The organism is Lacticaseibacillus huelsenbergensis (genome assembly GCF_029726355.1).
Lineage (GTDB): Bacteria > Bacillota > Bacilli > Lactobacillales > Lactobacillaceae > Lacticaseibacillus > Lacticaseibacillus casei.
On the sequence record NZ_CP120687.1, the window covers coordinates 2055421 to 2076393 of the forward strand.

The 20973-nt window shown below is 48.2% G+C and carries 13 protein-coding genes, 25 tRNA genes and 3 rRNA genes; 36 read left to right on the forward strand and 5 right to left on the reverse strand.

Features of this window, described 5'->3' with window-relative positions; all coding sequences use genetic code 11:
- Window positions 1–67 precede the first annotated feature (67 nt).
- The 4 genes from LHUE1_RS09390 to LHUE1_RS09405 are packed head-to-tail and all read left to right on the forward strand — an operon-like array spanning window position 68 to window position 3548.
- Entirely contained in the window at window positions 68–1444 is a 1377-nt protein-coding gene (locus LHUE1_RS09390; RefSeq protein WP_049171092.1) for a bifunctional metallophosphatase/5'-nucleotidase, read from the forward strand.
- 59 nt (window positions 1445–1503) lie between these two features.
- Complete coding sequence (locus LHUE1_RS09395; RefSeq protein WP_049171089.1) at window positions 1504–2130, forward strand: YutD family protein; 627 nt, start codon at window positions 1504–1506, stop codon at window positions 2128–2130.
- An 8-nt stretch (window positions 2131–2138) separates the two neighbouring features.
- A complete protein-coding gene (locus LHUE1_RS09400) occupies window positions 2139–2915 on the forward strand; it encodes a TIGR01457 family HAD-type hydrolase (RefSeq protein WP_049171086.1) in 777 nt (258 codons plus the stop codon).
- Window positions 2916–3548: a TIGR01906 family membrane protein gene (locus LHUE1_RS09405; protein ID WP_049171083.1), complete on the forward strand. Its 633-nt coding sequence runs from the start codon at window positions 2916–2918 to the stop codon at window positions 3546–3548.
- 81 nt (window positions 3549–3629) lie between these two features.
- Here LHUE1_RS09405 and LHUE1_RS09410 read toward each other — a convergent pair whose 3' ends face one another.
- The 3 genes from LHUE1_RS09410 to LHUE1_RS09420 form a co-directional block, all read right to left on the reverse strand.
- The gene (locus tag LHUE1_RS09410) at window positions 3630–4283 is read right to left on the reverse strand and encodes a VTT domain-containing protein (RefSeq protein ID WP_010493822.1); all 654 of its coding nucleotides are present in this window, start codon (window positions 4281–4283) and stop codon (window positions 3630–3632) included.
- A gap of 85 nt (window positions 4284–4368) precedes the next feature.
- Window positions 4369–4872 (reverse strand): phosphatidylglycerophosphatase A family protein, encoded by a 504-nt coding sequence (locus tag LHUE1_RS09415; RefSeq protein ID WP_049171081.1) that lies wholly within the window; start codon window positions 4870–4872, stop codon window positions 4369–4371.
- A gap of 42 nt (window positions 4873–4914) precedes the next feature.
- The gene (locus LHUE1_RS09420; protein WP_049171078.1) at window positions 4915–5901 is read right to left on the reverse strand and encodes an NAD(P)/FAD-dependent oxidoreductase; all 987 of its coding nucleotides are present in this window, start codon (window positions 5899–5901) and stop codon (window positions 4915–4917) included.
- Window positions 5902–6195: 294 nt separating this feature from the next.
- Here LHUE1_RS09420 and LHUE1_RS09425 point away from each other — a divergent pair, with 294 nt between their 5' ends.
- The 30 genes from LHUE1_RS09425 (at window position 6196) to LHUE1_RS09570 (ending at window position 15469) form a co-directional block, all read left to right on the forward strand.
- Window positions 6196–6780, forward strand: coding sequence for a peptidylprolyl isomerase (locus tag LHUE1_RS09425; RefSeq protein WP_049171076.1), 585 nt, complete (start codon window positions 6196–6198; stop codon window positions 6778–6780).
- Between the two features lie 63 nt (window positions 6781–6843).
- Window positions 6844–7227, forward strand: coding sequence for a CvfD/Ygs/GSP13 family RNA-binding post-transcriptional regulator (locus LHUE1_RS09430; RefSeq protein WP_049171072.1), 384 nt, complete (start codon window positions 6844–6846; stop codon window positions 7225–7227).
- An 844-nt stretch (window positions 7228–8071) separates the two neighbouring features.
- Window positions 8072–9641: ribosomal RNA gene (locus LHUE1_RS09435) — 16S ribosomal RNA — on the forward strand.
- A 219-nt stretch (window positions 9642–9860) separates the two neighbouring features.
- A 23S ribosomal RNA gene (locus LHUE1_RS09440) occupies window positions 9861–12778 on the forward strand.
- A gap of 200 nt (window positions 12779–12978) precedes the next feature.
- A 5S ribosomal RNA gene (rrf, locus tag LHUE1_RS09445) occupies window positions 12979–13095 on the forward strand.
- Together the 16S, 23S and 5S rRNA genes with 25 tRNA genes alongside form the textbook arrangement of a ribosomal RNA operon.
- Before the next feature lie 8 nt (window positions 13096–13103).
- Window positions 13104–13176 (forward strand) — tRNA-Val (locus LHUE1_RS09450).
- Between the two features lie 2 nt (window positions 13177–13178).
- Window positions 13179–13251, forward strand: a tRNA-Lys gene (locus tag LHUE1_RS09455).
- Window positions 13252–13293: 42 nt separating this feature from the next.
- A tRNA-Thr gene (locus LHUE1_RS09460) sits at window positions 13294–13366 on the forward strand.
- Window positions 13367–13400: 34 nt separating this feature from the next.
- Window positions 13401–13472: transfer RNA gene (locus tag LHUE1_RS09465), tRNA-Gly, on the forward strand.
- Between the two features lie 60 nt (window positions 13473–13532).
- A tRNA-Arg gene (locus tag LHUE1_RS09470) sits at window positions 13533–13606 on the forward strand.
- Window positions 13607–13611: 5 nt separating this feature from the next.
- Window positions 13612–13685, forward strand: a tRNA-Pro gene (locus LHUE1_RS09475).
- A gap of 26 nt (window positions 13686–13711) precedes the next feature.
- Window positions 13712–13785, forward strand: a tRNA-Met gene (locus LHUE1_RS09480).
- An 8-nt stretch (window positions 13786–13793) separates the two neighbouring features.
- Window positions 13794–13867 (forward strand) — tRNA-Ile (locus LHUE1_RS09485).
- 48 nt (window positions 13868–13915) lie between these two features.
- Window positions 13916–13989: transfer RNA gene (locus LHUE1_RS09490), tRNA-Met, on the forward strand.
- Between the two features lie 6 nt (window positions 13990–13995).
- A tRNA-Asp gene (locus tag LHUE1_RS09495) sits at window positions 13996–14069 on the forward strand.
- Between the two features lie 5 nt (window positions 14070–14074).
- Window positions 14075–14147 (forward strand) — tRNA-Phe (locus LHUE1_RS09500).
- 19 nt (window positions 14148–14166) lie between these two features.
- Window positions 14167–14237: transfer RNA gene (locus LHUE1_RS09505), tRNA-Gly, on the forward strand.
- A 13-nt stretch (window positions 14238–14250) separates the two neighbouring features.
- Window positions 14251–14324 (forward strand) — tRNA-Ile (locus LHUE1_RS09510).
- A gap of 27 nt (window positions 14325–14351) precedes the next feature.
- Window positions 14352–14439: transfer RNA gene (locus LHUE1_RS09515), tRNA-Ser, on the forward strand.
- A gap of 4 nt (window positions 14440–14443) precedes the next feature.
- Window positions 14444–14515 (forward strand) — tRNA-Glu (locus tag LHUE1_RS09520).
- A 9-nt stretch (window positions 14516–14524) separates the two neighbouring features.
- A tRNA-Ser gene (locus LHUE1_RS09525) sits at window positions 14525–14616 on the forward strand.
- A 10-nt stretch (window positions 14617–14626) separates the two neighbouring features.
- Window positions 14627–14700: transfer RNA gene (locus LHUE1_RS09530), tRNA-Met, on the forward strand.
- A gap of 6 nt (window positions 14701–14706) precedes the next feature.
- Window positions 14707–14780, forward strand: a tRNA-Asp gene (locus LHUE1_RS09535).
- Between the two features lie 48 nt (window positions 14781–14828).
- Window positions 14829–14901, forward strand: a tRNA-Phe gene (locus LHUE1_RS09540).
- 4 nt (window positions 14902–14905) lie between these two features.
- Window positions 14906–14986 (forward strand) — tRNA-Tyr (locus tag LHUE1_RS09545).
- Between the two features lie 5 nt (window positions 14987–14991).
- Window positions 14992–15062, forward strand: a tRNA-Trp gene (locus LHUE1_RS09550).
- A gap of 9 nt (window positions 15063–15071) precedes the next feature.
- Window positions 15072–15144: transfer RNA gene (locus tag LHUE1_RS09555), tRNA-His, on the forward strand.
- 7 nt (window positions 15145–15151) lie between these two features.
- Window positions 15152–15223: transfer RNA gene (locus tag LHUE1_RS09560), tRNA-Gln, on the forward strand.
- A gap of 46 nt (window positions 15224–15269) precedes the next feature.
- A tRNA-Cys gene (locus LHUE1_RS09565) sits at window positions 15270–15340 on the forward strand.
- A gap of 45 nt (window positions 15341–15385) precedes the next feature.
- A tRNA-Leu gene (locus LHUE1_RS09570) sits at window positions 15386–15469 on the forward strand.
- 417 nt (window positions 15470–15886) lie between these two features.
- Here the strand turns inward: LHUE1_RS09570 and LHUE1_RS09575 are convergent.
- Together LHUE1_RS09575 and LHUE1_RS09580 are read right to left on the reverse strand one after the other, a co-directional pair.
- Complete coding sequence (locus LHUE1_RS09575; protein WP_049172871.1) at window positions 15887–16081, reverse strand: hypothetical protein; 195 nt, start codon at window positions 16079–16081, stop codon at window positions 15887–15889.
- Between the two features lie 753 nt (window positions 16082–16834).
- The gene (locus LHUE1_RS09580; RefSeq protein WP_010493845.1) at window positions 16835–17377 is read right to left on the reverse strand and encodes a sigma-70 family RNA polymerase sigma factor; all 543 of its coding nucleotides are present in this window, start codon (window positions 17375–17377) and stop codon (window positions 16835–16837) included.
- Window positions 17378–17827: 450 nt separating this feature from the next.
- Here LHUE1_RS09580 and LHUE1_RS09585 point away from each other — a divergent pair, with 450 nt between their 5' ends.
- The gene (locus LHUE1_RS09585; protein WP_390882697.1) at window positions 17828–19528 is read left to right on the forward strand and encodes an APC family permease; all 1701 of its coding nucleotides are present in this window, start codon (window positions 17828–17830) and stop codon (window positions 19526–19528) included.
- 234 nt (window positions 19529–19762) lie between these two features.
- Window positions 19763–20971 (forward strand): glycosyltransferase family 4 protein, encoded by a 1209-nt coding sequence (locus tag LHUE1_RS09590; protein WP_049172865.1) that lies wholly within the window; start codon window positions 19763–19765, stop codon window positions 20969–20971.
- Window positions 20972–20973: the final 2 nt, after the last annotated feature.

The following is a 20973-nucleotide window of genomic DNA, read 5'->3' on the forward strand; positions in this document are numbered from 1 at the left end:
GGCATAGGATGAAACTAGGGTATTAGTTTAGAAATGTCACCTGAAAGACCGATTAGGGAGGTGCCTTGTGGAAAAGTTAGTGATTCTGCACACGAATGATCTGCATTCTCACTTTGAAAACTGGCCAAAAATTCGCCGGTTTATGTTGGGAACTCGCGCTGCAGAACAGGCAGAAGGGGCGAGCGTTTTAGCTTTTGACGATGGCGATGCGATGGATCGTTCGGTACCGTTAACCGAAGCGACGGACGGGCAGATTAATATTCAACTGTTGAATGAAATCGGCTATGATGCGGTGACCATTGGCAACAATGAAGGTGTCGGCAATCCGCACCAGGTGTTGGAGCATTTGTACGATCATGCTAATTTTCCCGTGGCTTTGGCTAACTTGTTTGAGCCGGATGGCACGCGTCCGCATTGGGCCAAGCCCATCGTCATGAAGCAGACCTCGGCAGGGACGCGAATTGCCATTGTCGGCTTTACGGCACCGTTTTTTCTGACGTATCAGCCAAATGGATGGCAGGTTAAGACAGTAGCAGACGTTTTCCCGGCAATTCTTAAGAAGCTTGAGGGCACCTATGATGTTTTGATTGTGCTATCACATTTAGGCATTGAGGCTGATCGTCATTTAGCCCAGCAATATCCGCAGATTGATGTTGTGATTGGCGGGCATACGCATCACTTGCTTGCAGAAGGCGAATTACATGGCACGACCTTATTAACCGCCGCCGAAAAGTATGGCCATTATGTTGGGAAGATTACGCTAACGCTGGATGATGACCACAAAGTTCAGACGCGTCGTGCCGAAACCTTTCAAACTGCTTTGTTGCAAGGAGCAGCAGCAGATCCGCGAGAAATTCAAGGCTATGAAAGTAAAGGCATTGCCTTGTTAAAGCAGCAAAAAGTTGCTCGCTTGCCTAAACACCTAGCGATTCAGTATGATCGGCCATCACCGTTACTTGATTTTGGCTTGGCGGCAGTCGCTGATGCTGCTAAAACCGATGCGGCGATCCTGAATGCTGGTCTTTTCTTGACACCACTTGGCCCCGGCGTTGTCACGCAGGCTGATCTTCTGACATGTTTGCCCCATCCCATGCATCTGTTGAAAGTAACTTTAAGTGGCAAGGAACTCTGGCGTCTGATCATGGAAATGGAAAAGAACCGCATGTTTCTCCGCCACTTCCACATGATCGGCATGAGTTTTCGCGGCAAAATTTTTGGGGACATCGGTTATCGTGGCATTTCCGTTAATCGTGAAAAGCGAACGGTTTTGTGGCATGGCCAGCCGCTGGTTCCGGAACGGCAATATACGTTCGCAACCGTCGACAACTTTCTGTTCATTCCGTTCTTCCCAACCATCGAAATTATGGGCAGCAATGAATTCCTTTTTCCAAAACTGATACGGCAGGTTGTCGGCGATTATATGGCAAAGGTTTTTCCTTTATAAATTCATGCTATACTTTTACAATTACGAGTCGAATGATTTTTTTAAAAGGAGGGCGCGACTTGGGTGAACGAGAAGCATTATCCGAACAAATTGATGTCGCCTTGACTCCGGACATAACCAAAGAGATGCGGGTTGTCAAAGTCGACCATGATCTGATAACGATTGATGGCCGCCGCTATCGCATTGTCAAAGACCACCGTGATGCTTTTGACCTTGAACGGTTAAATGAACGATACAACGATATTCTCGACAAGTATGATTTTATTGTTGGCGACTGGGGTTACGATCAGTTACGGTTGCGCGGTTTTTACAAAGACGATCGCCGCGGTGCGAGTAAGGATCAGCAGATCAGCACATTAGAAGACTATCTCTATGAATATTGTAATTTTGGCTGTGCTTATTTTGTGCTGGCCCGTTTGGATAAACCGGCAACTAAGTTAGTTGATCGGCGGCACGATCGGGAGCGGAAATCGGCGACAGGCAAAACCGCGCACCGGCAACAATCCAAGACGACGCAGCGGCAACATCATGGCAAACGTAAGCCTTATGCCAAGGCAAACAAGCCATATACGGAAAAAACGACCCGATCGCCGCATTTTCATGGCGAACAGGCCAAAACAGTCAATCAAACACAACCACGCAAGCGGCATTTTACGATCCGTCAACGTGAGACTAACAAGAAGTAGGGACAGACTTGAAGTATAAAGGTTATATGATCGATCTTGACGGGACGATTTATCGTGGCAAAGAACGCATTCCGGCAGCTAAGGATTTTGTCGAACGGTTACAGGCGGCGCAATTACCGTTTTTATTTTTGACGAACAATACGACGAAAAGTCCTGAAGATGTGGTGAAAAATCTGGCGGAGAATCACGATATTCATGTGTCACCGGCGCAGATTTACACGCCTTCACTTGCGACCGCGGCTTATTTGACCGATCTCAATCATGGCGACGTTTCCGGAAAGTCGGTATATATCATCGGTGAGCTGGGGCTGAAGCAGGCACTTTTGGATACGGGATTGCGGTTGAATGAAGTGGATCCGGATTATGTGGTAGTCGGGCTGGATTATGACGTGACGTACCATAAATTTGAGTTGGCCACATTGGCAATTAAACGCGGCGCCAAATTTATCGGAACCAATGCGGATACCAATTTGCCCAATGAGCGTGGCTTGGTACCGGGAGCAGGGTCATTGATTGCTTTAGTGGAGCGCAGTACGCAGCAACGGGCATTTTATATTGGCAAACCCGAACCGACGATTATGGAAAAAGCGCTGAAGAAGATGGGACTGCCAAAAGATGCAGTGGCCATGGTTGGCGATAATTACAACACCGACATTAAGGCAGGCTTGAATGCCGGGATCGATACGATTTTAGTGTATACCGGCGTTTCTACCCGGGATTATGTTTCCAAGCAGGTCCACCAACCAACGCATCAGATTGATGCCTTGACGGACTGGGAGGTCTAGATGAAACGCATCGTTCATTGGCTGACGCTTTGGCTAGCGATTGTCAGTGGCGTCATTTTCGTGACGATTTTCAGCACGCTGCTGACGTTCCCGATTTATGCACATATGGATAATCTGCCACAAATTGCTGCCATGTCGCTGGGACGGTTGTATCATAATTACTTGCAGCTCATGGCATACTTAGACTTGCCATGGATTGGTACGCTGCATATGCAGGATTTCCCCACAAGCCTGCATGGTGCGCTTCATTTTGCCGACGTGCGCCATTTGTTTATTTTGGATATTGTGATTGCCATTGTGACGATACCGTTTGCCATTCGGTGGGTGCATCAGCTTAAAGCAGCCAGGAAGCGATATTTGCTGGTCCGGCCGTTTATGATCGGGGCGGTGGTGCCGATCATCTTAACCGGATTGCTAAGCATTAACTTTGATCGGTTCTTCATCATTTTCCACGAGGTTCTGTTTCGCAATCGTGACTGGCTGTTTGACCCAGCCACTGATCCGATCATCAATGTCTTACCTGAAGGCTTCTTCATGCTTTGCTTTCTCACAGCATTTGCCTTATTCGAGGCTATCATGATATGGGGTATCTGGCGCGGTCGCCAAGATGCCCGGCGTCAGTCACCATTTTAAAAATAAAAAACGCATGTTCCCAATATCGTTGTGACGTTGGGGACATGCGTTTTTGCATACATGGAAAATGCGATGGATAGATTAACGATCCACGACTTTAGCCGTGCGAGTTTTAACGGCAGCAATGACCATTGGCAAGAGTGAAATCAAAACGATGCCAAGCGCTACTAACGAAAAATGCTCTTTGACGAACGTTACGTTGCCGAAGTAGAAGCCACCGAGTACACACAAGGTAACCCAGAGGAAGCCGCCTAATAAGTTGTAGTGGATGAACTTGCCATAATGCATACGCGAGCCACCTGACACGAACGGTGCAAATGTCCGAATGAGTGGCATGAATCGGGCAATCGCAATGGTTTTGCCACCATGCTTGTCAAAAAAAGCTTCGGCTTGCAGCAGCTTGTCGCGGTTGATCAGGCGGCCAAACCAGCCTTTACCGGTAGAAGCGGCAGACCCCACGCGTTTACCGATTTCATAATTCACGGTATCGCCTAAAACCGCAGCAGCCAAAAAGACTGCGAAAAGGATCCAAACGTTTAAGTTATAAGCAGCGTTGGCGGCCAAAGCACTGGCAGCGAATAGCAGTGAATCTCCCGGTAGGAACGGAAAGACAACAACCCCTGTTTCGATGAAGACCATCGCAAAGAGGATGACATAGGTCCAAGGACCGAAGCTATTAACGATGGTGATCAGATGCTCATCGATATGCAGGATGAAATCAAACAGTTGGGTCATTGGGTAAGCTCCTTTAATGAATTTACATTTCATTATACGGGATAATATGAAAATTTCATGAAACAAAGGCAAATTTTAGAAAACGTCAATAAATGTCGTCTTCGATTTCCGGATGCGAATGGGCCAGTCGACTAGCCGCCGCTGCCGCCATGGCTCCCACGATGTCATCAAGGAAGGTGTGGATAATCCCGGGCTCGTGGGCATTGAGCTTAGCTAGAATACCTGGCTTAATCCGATCAATGTAGCCATAATTGGTAAAGCCAATTGAACCATAAACATTGACAATAGAAAAGGCCAAGACTTCATCGACACCGTAAAGCCCTTCATCTTCGGCGATAATTTTCTGCAAAGGCTCCTCAAGCTGATTGGCTTCGGCTGCCTTATCCAGTGCAATGCCGGTCATAACCGCGTTTTGCACTTCGCGTTTGCGTAAAACGATCCGAACATTTTGCGTTGCTTCTTCAATGGTTAAGTTAGGAATGAAACGTTCCTGCAGAAACATGACAAGCTCGCCAATATCGCTCAAGCTGACGCCACGTTCATGCAACAGTTGGATCGTCCGTTCATAAAGCTTCTCTTCATTGGTCATAATCTCACGCTTTCCTTTTGGCTGAGTGGGTAAGGCTGACTTTTATCGATAAAGCTGGGTACTGTGCAACGCTTGCCGCCGTTCCGGATAAAGTCGGCTAAGTGCTTCGTTAATGGCCGTTGGTGCTTCACCGAAGCCACTGGCAATCAGCGGTAGTTTTCCCGCGTAACTGACGGCATCGCCAATAGCAAAAATGCCCGAGCGACTGGTTTGCATCTGTGAATCAACCAGAATGCCGTTACGATCGGTCTTAAAGTGCCAAGCCTGGAGATGGCGCTTGTCGGTGACAAAACCATAATTAACCAGCAACTTATCGACTGTTAAAACCGGCTCGTTGTCACCGCGAACTTCCTTTAACTGCAAAGCGAGCTTGCCATTTTCCTGTTTAACCGCCTCAATCAAATAAGGTGTATGAATGGCAACGCTGCTTTTTTCCAGTGCTGCCACACTTGCCTCGAGGCCACGGAATTTAGCGCGCCGGTGAATCAGACTGACATGCTTGGCCACCGGTTCCAGCGCCAAAGCCCAGTCAATGGCCGAATCACCACCGCCGGCAATCGCCACGTCCTGATTGCGGAAGGTTTCCAGATCCTGAACAAAGTAAAACAATTGCCTGCCTTCTAATGCCGGATCGTAATCAACGGCTAATTTGCGTGGCGTAAAGGCCCCGCCACCTGTTGCAACAATGACGGCTTTACTCCGGAAGTCCCCTTGACTTGTATGCAGAATAAACGTCCCGTCTTCTGCTTCATCAATCGTTTGCACTTCCGTAGCGGTTTTAACATCCGGGTGAAAATGCATAAGCTGCGTCTTCAACTGTGAAACCAGATCTTTTCCGCTAACATGGGGGAAGCCGCCAATATCGTAAAGAATTTTGGCTGGGTATAAATTACCGGTTTGGCCACCAAGCTCGTCCAGACTCTCCAGCAATAAGACGTCTGCCTGACGCAAGCCAGCATAAAAGGCGGCGAACATACCAACAGGCCCGCCACCAATCACGGTGATTTCATATACATGTTGCACTGACATTTGCAATGCTCCGTTTCTATATAGTATGACGTTCATACCCTACCATATTTTACGAATAGTTACCAAGTTGACGAAGGCGGAGAGTGCCGGCAATTTAGGGAGATTAAAGTGCCATAAAGCGCGGGCGTTGCGATAATTGGGGAAAAAGTGTAAAAAGCGCAGCAACTGATTTTTAATGTCAACGTTAAGTCTGTAGAAGGGTTCCATCTATTCATTTGATTGGCGCGAGTTGCCGATGCTGGTATACTACGCCTAGAACGATGCACGTTATTTGACTAAAGAAGGAGAACGAACATGGACTATCCACAATTAGAACTGGCCGATTTCAAAGGCCCAAAAGCGATCTTTAAAACCAGTGAAGGGCAATTTGAAATTGCACTATTTCCGGAACAAGCCCCTAAAACCGTTGAAAACTTCATCGGCTTGGTCAAAAAGAACTATTATGATGGCGTCATTTTTCACCGGGTCATTGAAGACTTCATGATTCAAGGCGGTGATCCGACTGGCACTGGCATGGGTGGTGAAAGCCTCTGGGGAAAGCCGTTTGCGGATGAATTTTCGAATCAGCTTTTCAATCTGAAAGGTGCGTTGTCAATGGCCAACGCTGGACCCAATACGAACGGCAGTCAATTTTTCATCGTGACCAATTCGCATTTGGACCCAAGCATGAAGGCTCAATTAAGCGAGGCAGGCTTCCCGGAACCGATCATTGACGCTTACCAACAAGGCGGGACACCATGGCTTGATCATCGCCATACAGTTTTCGGGCAGGTATTGTCTGGAATGTCAGTGGTTGAGAAGATCAGTAAAGTCAAAACGGGTGCCAATGATAAGCCAGTTGAACCCGTGACGATTGATGAATTGACGATTCAAGACTGATATTGGTTGCAAGTGATTTTTAGGGTATACTCAAAGAGAAATCCAATGAAATGAAGTGTCAGAATGGAATATCGCATAGGAGATATCTTGACTGGCAAAGTCACCGGCGTCCAACCATACGGGGCGTTTGTGATGCTGGATGAGCACACGCAAGGATTAGTGCACATCTCAGAATGCCAGCATGGTTACGTCAAGGACACCAGCGATATTTTTACCGTCGGCCAGCGAGTTGAAGTTGTGATTTTGGACATCGACGAATATACCCATAAAATCAGTTTATCCTTACGTGCTTTACAGGCGCCGCCTAGATTAAGCAAGAAACGCCGCCGCAAGCACTATTGGACCAGTCGTAAATTTCACACCGGCTTTGCGCCGATTGCCGCTCACTTAGATGGGTGGGTCGCTGAAGCACTTGAACATTTAAACGAAGAAACCACTCAAAAATGAGTGGCTTTTTTCTTTCGTTGATGCGATAGGCAACTGTCAAAGCATGAGGGCATGGCAAGGAAGAACGGACCTTTTTGGGAGGGTACGGGGCCTTGCGTGGCTGGTTTGCGGAAACTAGTAGACTTTCATTGAGAAGTAACGATGCAATAATGATCGGTGGCTGATTTGTAAAGCTGATATAAACGCGGGCACTGCACACTATTGGGATGACTGGGTATCAACGATTAGAATCGGTTAGCTAAGAAAAGCGATTTTCAAGATTTGAAGTTTAGCTGAAATGGCGTTTATTATTTTAGATGATTGGCAAATACATGTGAGCGAAGTGCGTCCAGTGACCGTTTTGCTCAGTAGTTAGGGCAAACTGCAGCATACACGGCTATAAGCGCTATGAGTTTAGTGAACTTTAAACGCGTTTTTCTGAATATTGTTCGCGATCAATGCGAATATTTATACAATTTGGATTAAAATGTTCGCTATTTATCGGAACTGACAATTCTTTGAAATTCTGCAATTTTTTTGTTGACTAGATTGTTGAAGTGCTGGTATGATACTTGTTGTTGTCAAAACAAAGACGTCGATTCATGACGGATGAAATAAACCACTCGTATGATGAAGCCACAATTGAAACAGATTGAATAAATATTCACTCTAAAAAGTTGTTGACATGATACGTTGGTCATGATAATCTATCAAAGTTGTCTTTTGGCAAGATCGTCCTTTGAAAACTGAACAAAGTTTCGTTTAAATGTGCAGGGTCCTTGATACTTCGGTATCGAGGCAAAAAGTAACATTTGCGAAGTCAATTCGCTAGAACAACAAATCGAGCTATTCGAACAGCTCATATTTATATGAGAGTTTGATCCTGGCTCAGGATGAACGCTGGCGGCGTGCCTAATACATGCAAGTCGAACGAGTTTTGGTCGATGAACGGTGCTTGCATCGTGATTCAACTTAAAACGAGTGGCGGACGGGTGAGTAACACGTGGGTAACCTGCCCTTAAGTGGGGGATAACATTTGGAAACAGATGCTAATACCGCATAAATCCAAGAACCGCATGGTTCTTGGCTGAAAGATGGCGTAAGCTATCGCTTTTGGATGGACCCGCGGCGTATTAGCTAGTTGGTGAGGTAACGGCTCACCAAGGCCATGATACGTAGCCGAACTGAGAGGTTGATCGGCCACATTGGGACTGAGACACGGCCCAAACTCCTACGGGAGGCAGCAGTAGGGAATCTTCCACAATGGACGCAAGTCTGATGGAGCAACGCCGCGTGAGTGAAGAAGGCTTTCGGGTCGTAAAACTCTGTTGTTGGAGAAGAATGGTCGGCAGAGTAACTGTTGTCGGCGTGACGGTATCCAACCAGAAAGCCACGGCTAACTACGTGCCAGCAGCCGCGGTAATACGTAGGTGGCAAGCGTTATCCGGATTTATTGGGCGTAAAGCGAGCGCAGGCGGTTTTTTAAGTCTGATGTGAAAGCCCTCGGCTTAACCGAGGAAGCGCATCGGAAACTGGGAAACTTGAGTGCAGAAGAGGACAGTGGAACTCCATGTGTAGCGGTGAAATGCGTAGATATATGGAAGAACACCAGTGGCGAAGGCGGCTGTCTGGTCTGTAACTGACGCTGAGGCTCGAAAGCATGGGTAGCGAACAGGATTAGATACCCTGGTAGTCCATGCCGTAAACGATGAATGCTAGGTGTTGGAGGGTTTCCGCCCTTCAGTGCCGCAGCTAACGCATTAAGCATTCCGCCTGGGGAGTACGACCGCAAGGTTGAAACTCAAAGGAATTGACGGGGGCCCGCACAAGCGGTGGAGCATGTGGTTTAATTCGAAGCAACGCGAAGAACCTTACCAGGTCTTGACATCTTTTGATCACCTGAGAGATCAGGTTTCCCCTTCGGGGGCAAAATGACAGGTGGTGCATGGTTGTCGTCAGCTCGTGTCGTGAGATGTTGGGTTAAGTCCCGCAACGAGCGCAACCCTTATGACTAGTTGCCAGCATTCAGTTGGGCACTCTAGTAAGACTGCCGGTGACAAACCGGAGGAAGGTGGGGATGACGTCAAATCATCATGCCCCTTATGACCTGGGCTACACACGTGCTACAATGGATGGTACAACGAGTTGCGAGACCGCGAGGTCAAGCTAATCTCTTAAAGCCATTCTCAGTTCGGACTGTAGGCTGCAACTCGCCTACACGAAGTCGGAATCGCTAGTAATCGCGGATCAGCACGCCGCGGTGAATACGTTCCCGGGCCTTGTACACACCGCCCGTCACACCATGAGAGTTTGTAACACCCGAAGCCGGTGGCGTAACCCTTTTAGGGAGCGAGCCGTCTAAGGTGGGACAAATGATTAGGGTGAAGTCGTAACAAGGTAGCCGTAGGAGAACCTGCGGCTGGATCACCTCCTTTCTAAGGAAACAGACGTTAAGTCTGACGGAAACCTGCACACACGAAACTTTGTTTAGTTTTGAGGGGACGACCCTCAAGCACCCTAGCGGGTGCGACTTTGTTCTTTGAAAACTGGATATCATTGTTGTAAATGTTTTAAATTGCCGAGAACACAGCGTATTTGTATGAGTTTCTAATATAGAAATTTGCATCGCATAACCGCTGACGCAAGTCAGTACAGGTTAAGTTACAAAGGGCGCACGGTGGATGCCTTGGCACTAGGAGCCGATGAAGGACGGAACTAATACCGATATGCTTCGGGGAGCTATAAGTAAGCTTTGATCCGGAGATTTCCGAATGGGGGAACCCAGTACACATCAGTGTATTGCCTGCAAGTGAATTCATAGCTTGTTGGCGGCAGACGCGGGGAACTGAAACATCTCAGTACCCGCAGGAAGAGAAAGAAAACTCGATTCCCATAGTAGCGGCGAGCGAAGTGGGAAGAGCCCAAACCGAGAAGCTTGCTTCTCGGGGTTGTAGGACTGGACATTGGAGTTACCAAAGTTCGACGTAGTCGAAGTCAGCTGGAAAGCTGCGCCATAGAAGGTGAAAGCCCTGTAAGCGAAACGGCGGACCCTCCGTCCAGGATCCTGAGTACGGCGGAACACGTGAAATTCCGTCGGAATCCGGGAGGACCATCTCCCAAGGCTAAATACTCCCTAGTGACCGATAGTGAACCAGTACCGTGAGGGAAAGGTGAAAAGCACCCCGGAAGGGGAGTGAAATAGTTCCTGAAACCGTGTGCCTACAATTAGTCAAAGCCCGTTAAGGGGTAATGGCGTGCCTTTTGTAGAATGAACCGGCGAGTTACGTTTGCCTGCGAGGTTAAGATGAAAAGTCGGAGCCGGAGCGAAAGCGAGTCTGAACAGGGCGAATGAGTAGGCAGATGTAGACCCGAAACCAAGTGACCTACCCATGACCAGGTTGAAGGTGTGGTGAAACACACTGGAGGACCGAACCCATGTATGTTGAAAAATGCTGGGATGAGTTGTGGGTAGCGGTGAAATTCCAAACGAACTTGGAGATAGCTGGTTCTCTCCGAAATAGCTTTAGGGTTAGCCTCGGAGGATGGATCATGGAGGTAGAGCACTGTTTGAACTAGGGGCCCATCAAGGGTTACTGAATTCAGATAAACTCCGAATACCATCGATCTTACTCCGGGAGTCAGACAGTGAGCGATAAGGTCCATTGTCGAAAGGGGAACAGCCCAGATCACCAGTTAAGGTCCCTAAATTTATGCTAAGTGGAAAAGGATGTGGCGTTGCACAGACAACTAGGATGTTGGCTCAGAAGCAGCCACCATTTAAAGAGTGCGTAATAGCTCACTAGTCGAGTGGCACTGCGCCGAAAATATACCGGGGCTAAGCATAATACCGAAACTGTGGGTGCACCCGTCAGGGTGCGCGGTAGGAGAGCGTTCTAAGGGCGTTGAAGGTCGATCGTGAGGACGGCTGGAGCGCTTAGAAGTGAGAATGCCGGCATGAGTAGCGAAAGATCAGTGAGAATCTGATCCACCGTATGACTAAGGTTTCCTGGGGAAGGCTCGTCCTCCCAGGGTTAGTCGGGATCTAAGGCGAGGCCGCAAGGCGTAGTCGATGACAAGCAGGTTGAGATTCCTGCACTAGTTTATTTTGTTTAAGCGATGGAGGGACGCAGGAGGCTAAGGAAAGCGCACGGCTGGAAAAGTGCGTCCAAGCCGCAAGTCTGGTGGCGAGTGAAATGCTTGCGACCATAAGGACAAGCGGTGATGGGGAGCGAAATTAAAGTAGCGAAGTTCCTGATGTCACACTGCCAAGAAAAGCTTCTAGTGAGAAATAAACTACCCGTACCGCAAACCGACACAGGTAGTCGAGGAGAGTATCCTCAGGTGAGCGAGCGAACTCTCGTTAAGGAACTCGGCAAAATGACCCCGTAACTTCGGAAGAAGGGGTGCTGACCGCAAGGTCAGCCGCAGTGAATAGGCCCAAACAACTGTTTATCAAAAACACAGGTCTCTGCTAAATCGAAAGATGATGTATAGGGGCTGACGCCTGCCCGGTGCTGGAAGGTTAAGAGGATGAGTTAGCGCAAGCGAAGCCCAGAATTGAAGCCCCAGTAAACGGCGGCCGTAACTATAACGGTCCTAAGGTAGCGAAATTCCTTGTCGGGTAAGTTCCGACCCGCACGAAAGGCGTAATGATTTGGGCACTGTCTCAACGAGAGACTCGGTGAAATTATAGTACCCGTGAAGATGCGGGTTACCCGCGACAGGACGGAAAGACCCCATGGAGCTTTACTGTAGCTTGATATTGAGTGTTGGTACCGCTTGTACAGGATAGGTAGGAGCCGTAGAGATCGGAACGCTAGTTTCGATGGAGGCGTTGGTGGGATACTACCCTAGCTGTATGAACACTCTAACCCGCGCCACTAATCGTGGCGGGAGACAGTGTCAGGTAGGCAGTTTGACTGGGGCGGTCGCCTCCTAAAATGTAACGGAGGCGCCCAAAGGTTCCCTCAGAATGGTTGGAAATCATTCGCAGAGTGTAAAGGTAGAAGGGAGCTTGACTGCGAGACTGACAAGTCGAGCAGGGACGAAAGTCGGGCTTAGTGATCCGGTGGTTCCGCATGGAAGGGCCATCGCTCAACGGATAAAAGCTACCCTGGGGATAACAGGCTTATCTCCCCCAAGAGTCCACATCGACGGGGAGGTTTGGCACCTCGATGTCGGCTCATCGCATCCTGGGGCTGTAGTCGGTCCCAAGGGTTGGGCTGTTCGCCCATTAAAGCGGTACGCGAGCTGGGTTCAGAACGTCGTGAGACAGTTCGGTCCCTATCCGTCGCGGGCGCAGGAAATTTGAGAGGAGCTGTCCTTAGTACGAGAGGACCGGGATGGACGTTCCGCTGGTGTACCAGTTGTGCCGCCAGGCGCATCGCTGGGTAGCTATGAACGGAAGGGATAAACGCTGAAAGCATCTAAGTGTGAAGCCCCCCTCGAGATGAGATTTCCCATTCCTATATGGAAGTAAGACCCCTGAGAGATGATCAGGTAGATAGGCTGGAAGTGGAAGTGCAGCGATGCATGGAGCGGACCAGTACTAATCGGTCGAGGACTTAACCAAGTAAGAGCGTGAGCAGGAGCGCTTAGAAACCGGAGCATAAGCGGGCCTGAGTTCGTTGGCCGGGTTTTGGCCAATGGACTCAGGGTCCTTATGTGGAGGTTTCTGCGACTGCGAACGCGTTTCGATGAAATACGCCGATTCTCAGCAAAGCAAACGACCAACAATGATAGCCAGTTTTGAGAGCGCAAAGTTCTCATAAGTGTGGTGGCGATAGCAAGAAGGATACACCTGTTCCCATGCCGAACACAGAAGTTAAGCTTCTTCACGCCGAGAGTAGTTGGTGGGAAACTGCCTGCGAGGGTAGGAAGCTGCCACGCTTACATATGGAGGATTAGCTCAGTTGGGAGAGCGTCTGCCTTACAAGCAGAGGGTCACAGGTTCGAGCCCTGTATCCTCCATTGAGCCGTTAGCTCAGTTGGTAGAGCAACTGACTTTTAATCAGTGGGTCGACAGTTCGAGCCTGTCACGGCTCAGAGAATTATTGGTTTTAAATGGCGGCTCAAGTCGATATTTTTGCCGACTTAGCTCAGTTGGTAGAGCATCTGTCTTGTAAACAGGGGGTCGAAGGTTCGAATCCTTTAGTCGGCATGGCACCAATAATTTGATAAGCTTTTTGTTTCATGCGGAAGTAGTTCAGTGGTAGAACATCACCTTGCCATGGTGGGGGTCGCGGGTTCGAATCCCGTCTTCCGCTTTCCAAACGCAGTGCCGAGGGTGCGTTTGGTCGAAAGATTCCTCGGTATTATCATGATTTGCACCCATAGCGCAATTGGATAGAGTGTCTGACTACGAATCAGAAGGTTGTAGGTTCGACTCCTACTGGGTGCATTTGACGGGAAATAGCTCAGCTTGGTAGAGCACCTGGTTTGGGACCAGGGGGTCGCAGGTTCGAATCCTGTTTTCCCGATTGGACGCTAGTCCATATGGTTTTTTCGCGGTGTAGCTCAGCTGGCTAGAGCGTCCGGTTCATACCCGGGAGGTCGAGGGTTCGATCCCCCCCGCCGCGATTGAGCTTGGACCTTTAGCTCAGTTGGTTAGAGCAGACGGCTCATAACCGTCCGGTCGTAGGTTCGAGCCCTACAAGGTCCATCTTTACAGGGTGGTCACTGTTCGGTATAATCGATTTGTTACTGTTATCGCGGGATGGAGCAGTTCGGTAGCTCGTCGGGCTCATAACCCGAAGGTCGCAGGTTCAAATCCTGCTCCCGCAATTATATGGTTCCATGGTCTAGTTGGTTAGGACGCCTGCCTGTCACGCAGGAGATCACGGGTTCGAGTCCCGTTGGGACCGTTTGCGGCTCGGTAGCTCAGTCGGTAGAGCAATGCATTGAAGCTGCATGTGTCGGCAGTTCGATTCTGTCCCGCGCCATTTTCATAATCACCCTTATGCGGGTGTAGTTTAGTGGTAAAACCACAGCCTTCCAAGCTGTTGTCGCGAGTTCGATTCTCGTCACCCGCTGCGATTATGATATGGGCCTATAGCTCAGTTGGTTAGAGCGCACGCTTGATAAGCGTGAGGTCGGTGGTTCAAGTCCACCTAGGCCCATTGTTCCATTAATTTTATATTGCACATGGAGAAGTACTCAAGTGGCTGAAGAGGCGCCCCTGCTAAGGGTGTAGACCGGGAAACTGGTGCGAGGGTTCAAATCCCTCCTTCTCCGTTGTGGCCCGTTGGTCAAGTGGTTAAGACACCGCCCTTTCACGGCGGTAACATGGGTTCAAATCCCGTACGGGTCATGGTTAGATGGAGAATTACCCAAGTCTGGCTGAAGGGAACGGTCTTGAAAACCGTCAGGTGGGCGTAAGTCCACGCGAGGGTTCGAATCCCTCATTCTCCTTTATTATTATCGCGGGATGGAGCAGTTCGGTAGCTCGTCGGGCTCATAACCCGAAGGTCGCAGGTTCAAATCCTGCTCCCGCAATTACATGGTTCCATGGTCTAGTTGGTTAGGACGCCTGCCTGTCACGCAGGAGATCACGGGTTCGAGTCCCGTTGGAACCGTCCCCCTCTAATTGAGGGGAACATCAACTTCATAAAAACGATCTAAATGGCTCGGTAGCTCAGTCGGTAGAGCAATGCATTGAAGCTGCATGTGTCGGCGGTTCGATTCCGTCCCGCGCCATTATGGAGGAGTAGCGAAGAGGCTAAACGCGGCGGACTGTAAATCCGCTCCTTCGGGTTCATAGGTTCGAATCCTATCTCCTCCATTTATAGGGATATAGTTTAATGGTAGAACTACGGTCTCCAAAACCGTCAGTGTGGGTTCAACTCCTACTATCCCTGCTTATCATGGCGGTATTGGTGAAGCGGTTAACACACCGGTTTGTGGCACCGGCATACGTGGGTTCGATCCCCACATACCGCCCTTTTACTGGGGTATAGCCAAGCGGTAAGGCAACGGACTTTGACTCCGTCATGCGCTGGTTCGAATCCAGCTACCCCAATTTTCTCCAACTGCCATAGGAGAAACGCGCTTAACTTGATGAATATGGCGGTGTAGCCAAGCGGTAAGGCATGGGTCTGCAAAACCTTGATCGTCGGTTCGATTCCGATCACCGCCTTATCTTGCGGTTAACGCCCAGCAAGAGAGTGCCATTTTACATTATGCCGGTGTGGCGGAATTGGCAGACGCGCGGGATTCAAAATCCCGTTCCAGCAATGGAGTATCGGTTCGACCCCGATCACCGGTAGACTTGCCCCGTTTTGGGGCTTTTTTTGTACCTTGAAATGGCTTTAAACCGGGATTTTTGATTTTCTGGGGGTAAGTAAAAGCTTTTAAAAATTTTCCCGTTACCGACCACTACGACCATTTTTGCTTTTTGAGCGTTATTCGTTAAAAGTGGTCGGTAGATAGTCATAGAACTTTGACGGTTTTTGTATCTTGAAATGGTGGCAGGGTTCCAATAAAAAACGATCGGCATTTGACAGAAAAGACAAACGGCCGATCATTTTTCATTTATGAGCCGTTTTCGGTCCTGCTGGTCGCTGGCTGACTTTTGGCTGCGCAGCACAGCTTTTTTGACAGGTTCCTGACGTGGCCTGAATGGCACTTTTCACTGTGCATAGGACTTGTCTTCATTTGCCGATATATTGGGCCTAAAAGGGGCTTACTGTCCATTTGCCATAAATTTAAGAATGACAATCCCTAAACCAATGATGATAAGCAGTATTGCAATGAGATTAACGCCGCGGTTGACGCTTCGATAGTGAGTGAAAAACCCATAATCAATGCGTGTGTTTACGGCTGCGATCAACATGCCTAAGACAAATAGCGCACCACCAATGAGAATAACAATGTCCATTTTGATTTCCTCCATTTCTGCGTGGAAATTGACTGCTGAATGATTTGGTTCTTTTTAAAGAGCCGGACAGGCAGTCATAAAAATGCTCATTCAGCATTGCTGTGAACGCCTAAGTGCTATCTTAGGCGTTTTCAATGCCATTTAATTAGACCAAGTAACGGGGAGACAGACACTTTTTATGGATCGATGGTTATGTGCTCATGTTGGTGTTCTTTTGTGCATTGAGTGCTTGTGAAACGTGCAGTCTTTAATCGCACATGTCGAGGCCTGTTACTGTTTCCTCACCGTGGCTTGGCACCTTTGATTGATCATATCAATAATGGCGCCAAAAATCGACTCTTCGGAATCGAACTTTTTGTGTATCCAGTGATTTGGCAGGGATTGAAGGCACTTAGTTGCGATCGGGCTGATTCCAATCTTGAATAAATAAGGTTTTTAAAGATGGTGTGTTTTACAAGGATTTAACAATAAGTTTAGCTGAATCGTCGTGTAATGATCCACTATGGCAAAATTTTTACGGTTGCTGCCTAAAGTCCTTGAGCTGGTAGCTTCTTTGACGGAGTGAGATTATTGCTTCTTTTGACACTTCGAAAACTTGCATGTAGAAACAGCAAACTAAGCTGAATGTCGGCTCATAATCCAGTTTTCTAGCGAAACAAATTCATGCCACGCAAAAACTGCCTTACCATGTCCGTCGTGAACGGTCACGATAAGGCAGCATCTTAGTGATCTCGGGAAGTTTTGGAGTTCTTGTTACTCGTCTTCCCGCGAGAACTTCAGAATCTTCGCGCGAGCGCGTTCCAACGCGCGTCGATGCCGATCAAGCATGGGCTTTTTGGACGGATATAGAATGGCCGCCTCAAATGCCTCATATTCCAAGGGTGACAAACTTTCCAGAAACTGTAAGAATTCGACGCGCATTAGCAGTCCGTCTTCAACTGAGCGAATTGCCAGTCGATCATGCAAGGACTCGAGTGACGTGTCATTGACCGGAATAGCGTTGGCGTCAATGCGGCGTTTATGGGCAAAGTGTTTGCGCAACACCGAGCGCAGGTGGGATTTTAAAACCATCCGATAGTAGGGGCCAAACTGTGAGCCGCTGCTGCCGTCATAGCGAACAACGGCTTTAAGCATCGCAATCCGGGCCTCCTGCATCCAGTCGTCGTATGAAAAGTCTCTGAGATGGTAAGGTTTTAAAACCGTCAACACCAATGGCCGATACTGAGCGAACAATTTGCCAAATGCTGCCGAATCGTTTACAGCTTCACGTATGAGTTCTATTTCTACTTGTTTCATATCGCCTCCTCCCTCCGATTAACTAGCAGTATTACCCTGTAATGACAAGATTATTCTACAATAAAGCGTTTGCAATTGAATAGCGAACAATTGTTCAGTTATACCATTTAATCACTTGTATGCTCGCGAAAAGGAGAACAGATAGCACTTTTGAAAATGCAAAATTAATAACATTATTTTCTTATTTTTTCGCGAAAAAATGAGAGCGCGCGTATTTAATGCCGAAGTGACAGCTTTTTTAAATGAGATCCCGCAACTGAAGCTTCAACTAAATCCCACATTAACGATTGCCAAAATAAAATCGGTATGTGAGGACAGATCGTTTCTATTTTTCGTTTCAGGTGACAAGGATGATTGATTTCTGCAAAGACCCCAAAAAATCTCAGGCACGCGCCACCAGTCCCATGACTTTGTTTGTGGCGCCATCCTACGAGTCAGGTTATTTTACATATGGAGAAATCTGCGTTAAATTATAAAAGTCATTTTATAAGGAGGGTTCATATTATCGCTTCTAAAGGAAAAAATAATAAAATTGGTCTATTTCAATTAGTCATGCTGGCGCTTGGTTCGTTGATCGGTTCCGGCTGGCTTTTTGGATCATGGGAAGCAGCCGCAGTTGCCGGACCAGCTGCGATTTTTTCCTGGATCATTGGTGGCGTCATCATTGGGGTCATCGCTTATAACTATGTCGAACTGGGGACCATGTTTCCTGAGTCTGGCGGGATGAGCAAATTTGCCCAGTATTCACATGGTTCGCTGGTCGGTTTCATCGCATCATGGGCCAACTGGATTTCGTTGGTCACCTTGCTGCCGATCGAAGCTGTGGCGGCCGTGCAGTATATGGCGTCGTGGCCGTGGCAATGGGCAGGCTTTACTCGCGGCTTTTTAAAGGCAGGCAAGATAACGCCGGAGGGCTTGCTAGTCGTCTTTGCGTTTATTATTATTTTCACATTGCTTAATTACTGGTCAGTCACGCTGTTGACGCGGTTTACCAGCTTCATTTCGATTTTTAAAATCGGGGTGCCACTGCTGACGATTATTTTGCTGGCAATGTCGAGCTTCCATCCCGAAAATTATGGACACTCGTTTGCCACCTTGATGCCATATGGGAGCGCACCGATTTTTGCGGCAACATCGGTATCAGGAATTATTTTCTCGTTTAATGCGTTCCAGACCGTGATCAATATGGGCAGCGATGTTAAACGCCCGCAGAAAAACATCGGACGCGGCATCGGCATCTCGCTGTTAATCAGCGGGGTGATCTATATTTTGCTGCAAAGTGTCTTCATTACGACGATCTCGCCGAACATGTTGGCAACGCACGGGTGGAAAGGATTGAATCTCAATTCACCATTTGCTGATCTGGCCATTTTATTAGGAATTCACTGGTTATCCGTTTTACTTTATATGGATGCCTTTGTGTCGCCATTTGGTACAGGCGTCTCGTTTGTCGCTTCATCAGGGCGCGCACTTCAGGCCATGGTCGGGAACAACCATATTCCTAAATTCATCGGTAAAATTGACGAAAAATACGGAACGCCGCGAGTCGCAATGGTAGTCAATGCAGTCTTGAGTATGGTCATGGTCTCGATTTTCCCGTCTTGGGGAACACTGGCAAGCGTCATTTCGACGGCCACGCTGATCGCTTATCTGACTGGTCCGGTTACGGTTATCTCATTACGCGACATGGCACCTGACTTTAAGCGACCGGTTAAGTCAGCCAGATTGCGTTTCATGGCACCCTTGGCGTTTGTGTTAACTTCACTGGCAGCATATTGGGCGAAGTGGCCAACGACAGTGGAAGTCATCGGCGTCATCTTCTTAGGCATTCCACTGTATTTATTTTATGAATGGCGTTCGGGCTGGCGTTCGACATGGCAACAGCTGAAAGCGTCCGCGTGGATGATCGGCTACCTGATCTTCCTGTCGGTCATTTCCTTAATTGGCAGTCGTGAGTTTAATGGTTTAAACTGGATTCACTATCCCATGGACTTTGTGGTGATTGTGATAGGTGCGATTGTTTTCTACTTCTGGGGAATCAACAGCCACATTTTTTCCAAGTATTTCCGCAGAGCACGGCGGGTCAATGCCAAAGTTAAAATGCCGCCATCTGATGACAGCACCCATGCCGAGCAGACGGCTAAAAGATGATTGCTTTATTGGCTATTATTAAAAATGTTATGGATAGCGAATGGAGAAGATAGTTTATAAAAGGCTTGGCTTCAACAATGCTTACAAAACGACTGGGAAAAAACTTACGACTTTTGCCTGATGAGGTTAATTTGACGGCAAGGTAAGATAATTCTAAAGGTTTGTGAGAAAATTGCATTTAGCTAAGCCTATCTTTATACTTATACTAAACAAATGACGTCTGGAGGGGATCAGGTGAATATCGGGATTTTTACAGATAGCTACTTTCCGCAAGTTAGCGGGGTCGCGACGTCCATCAAGACCTTAAAGGACGATCTGGAACGCAAAGGTCATCAGGTTTACATTTTTACGACCACCGATCCACATGTGCCGGATGATGCTGTTGAGCCCAACTTATTCCGTTTTACGAGTGTGCCATTCGTGTCCTTTACCGATCGGCGAATTGCGGTGCGCGGATTGTTCCATGCTTATGCCGTGGCTAAGGAACTGAACCTGGATATTGTCCACACACAAACCGAGTTTTCAATGGGTTACATCGGCAAGTTTGTGGCGAAGCAATTAAAGATTCCGACCATCCATACTTATCACACGATGTATGAAGATTACCTGCACTATGTTTTAAATGGTCATCTGCTAAAGCCTTATCATGTGAAGCAATTTACGCGTGCCTTTCTTTATCATGTCAGTGGCGTGATTGCGCCGTCTGAACGGGTTTACGATACGTTACGGCGCTATGGTGTCAAAACGCAGATTAAGATCATTCCGACGGGGGTTGACCTAACCCAATTTGCCGAACAAAAAGATCCGCATCTTCGCGAAAAGCTGGGCCTTGCTGACGTCCCGGTACTGATCTCGCTTAGTCGGGTTGCTTATGAGAAGCGGATCGACAAGGTGATCAGTGCGATGCCGGCCATTTTGGCGCAGATTCCTAACGCCGTGCTTTTAATTGTTGGCGACGGTCCGGCGCGAGAAGATTTGGAGACACAAGCAGCTGAGTTAGGAATTGCGGATCATGTGCGGTTTACCGGTGAAATCAATCATGATGACGTAGGTGATTATTACCGCGTCGGCGATGTTTTCGTGTCGGCAAGCGATTCGGAGTCCCAAGGGTTAACCTACATTGAAGCCATGGCGGCAGATCGAAAAGTGGTGGCTTTGGCAGGCGATTACACCGATCATTTACTCGATGACCCGGCGCTTGGCACAACGTTTTCAACGGAAGCAGAGATGGTCCATCAAGTTGTTAATTATCTGCGGCATCCCAACGCTTATGACGATCCTAAACCAAGGGCGGAAAAGTTGGCCGCTATTTCTGCGGATCGTTTCGGGGATCGCGTGCTTGATTTCTATCGTGATGTTATCAGTCATTATTCGCCTAATGAAGCTGATGAATCTGCGCCATGGACCGATGAAAGTACGAGTAAACGGACCATGAAAGGCTAACT

Excerpts from the sequence above, each read along its gene's own strand:
- LHUE1_RS09415 (WP_049171081.1), bottom strand. The coding sequence starts at position 4,872 with ATGACCAATGAAGAGAAGCTTTATGAACGGACGATCCAACTGTTGCAT.
- LHUE1_RS09425 (WP_049171076.1), top strand. The coding sequence starts at position 6,196 with ATGGACTATCCACAATTAGAACTGGCCGATTTCAAAGGCCCAAAAGCG.
- LHUE1_RS09410 (WP_010493822.1), bottom strand. The coding sequence starts at position 4,283 with ATGACCCAACTGTTTGATTTCATCCTGCATATCGATGAGCATCTGATC.
- LHUE1_RS09585 (WP_390882697.1), top strand. The coding sequence starts at position 17,828 with ATGGAGAAATCTGCGTTAAATTATAAAAGTCATTTTATAAGGAGGGTT.
- LHUE1_RS09575 (WP_049172871.1), bottom strand. The coding sequence starts at position 16,081 with ATGGACATTGTTATTCTCATTGGTGGTGCGCTATTTGTCTTAGGCATG.
- LHUE1_RS09420 (WP_049171078.1), bottom strand. The coding sequence starts at position 5,901 with ATGTCAGTGCAACATGTATATGAAATCACCGTGATTGGTGGCGGGCCT.
- LHUE1_RS09580 (WP_010493845.1), bottom strand. The coding sequence starts at position 17,377 with ATGAAACAAGTAGAAATAGAACTCATACGTGAAGCTGTAAACGATTCG.
- LHUE1_RS09430 (WP_049171072.1), top strand. The coding sequence starts at position 6,844 with ATGGAATATCGCATAGGAGATATCTTGACTGGCAAAGTCACCGGCGTC.
- LHUE1_RS09405 (WP_049171083.1), top strand. The coding sequence starts at position 2,916 with ATGAAACGCATCGTTCATTGGCTGACGCTTTGGCTAGCGATTGTCAGT.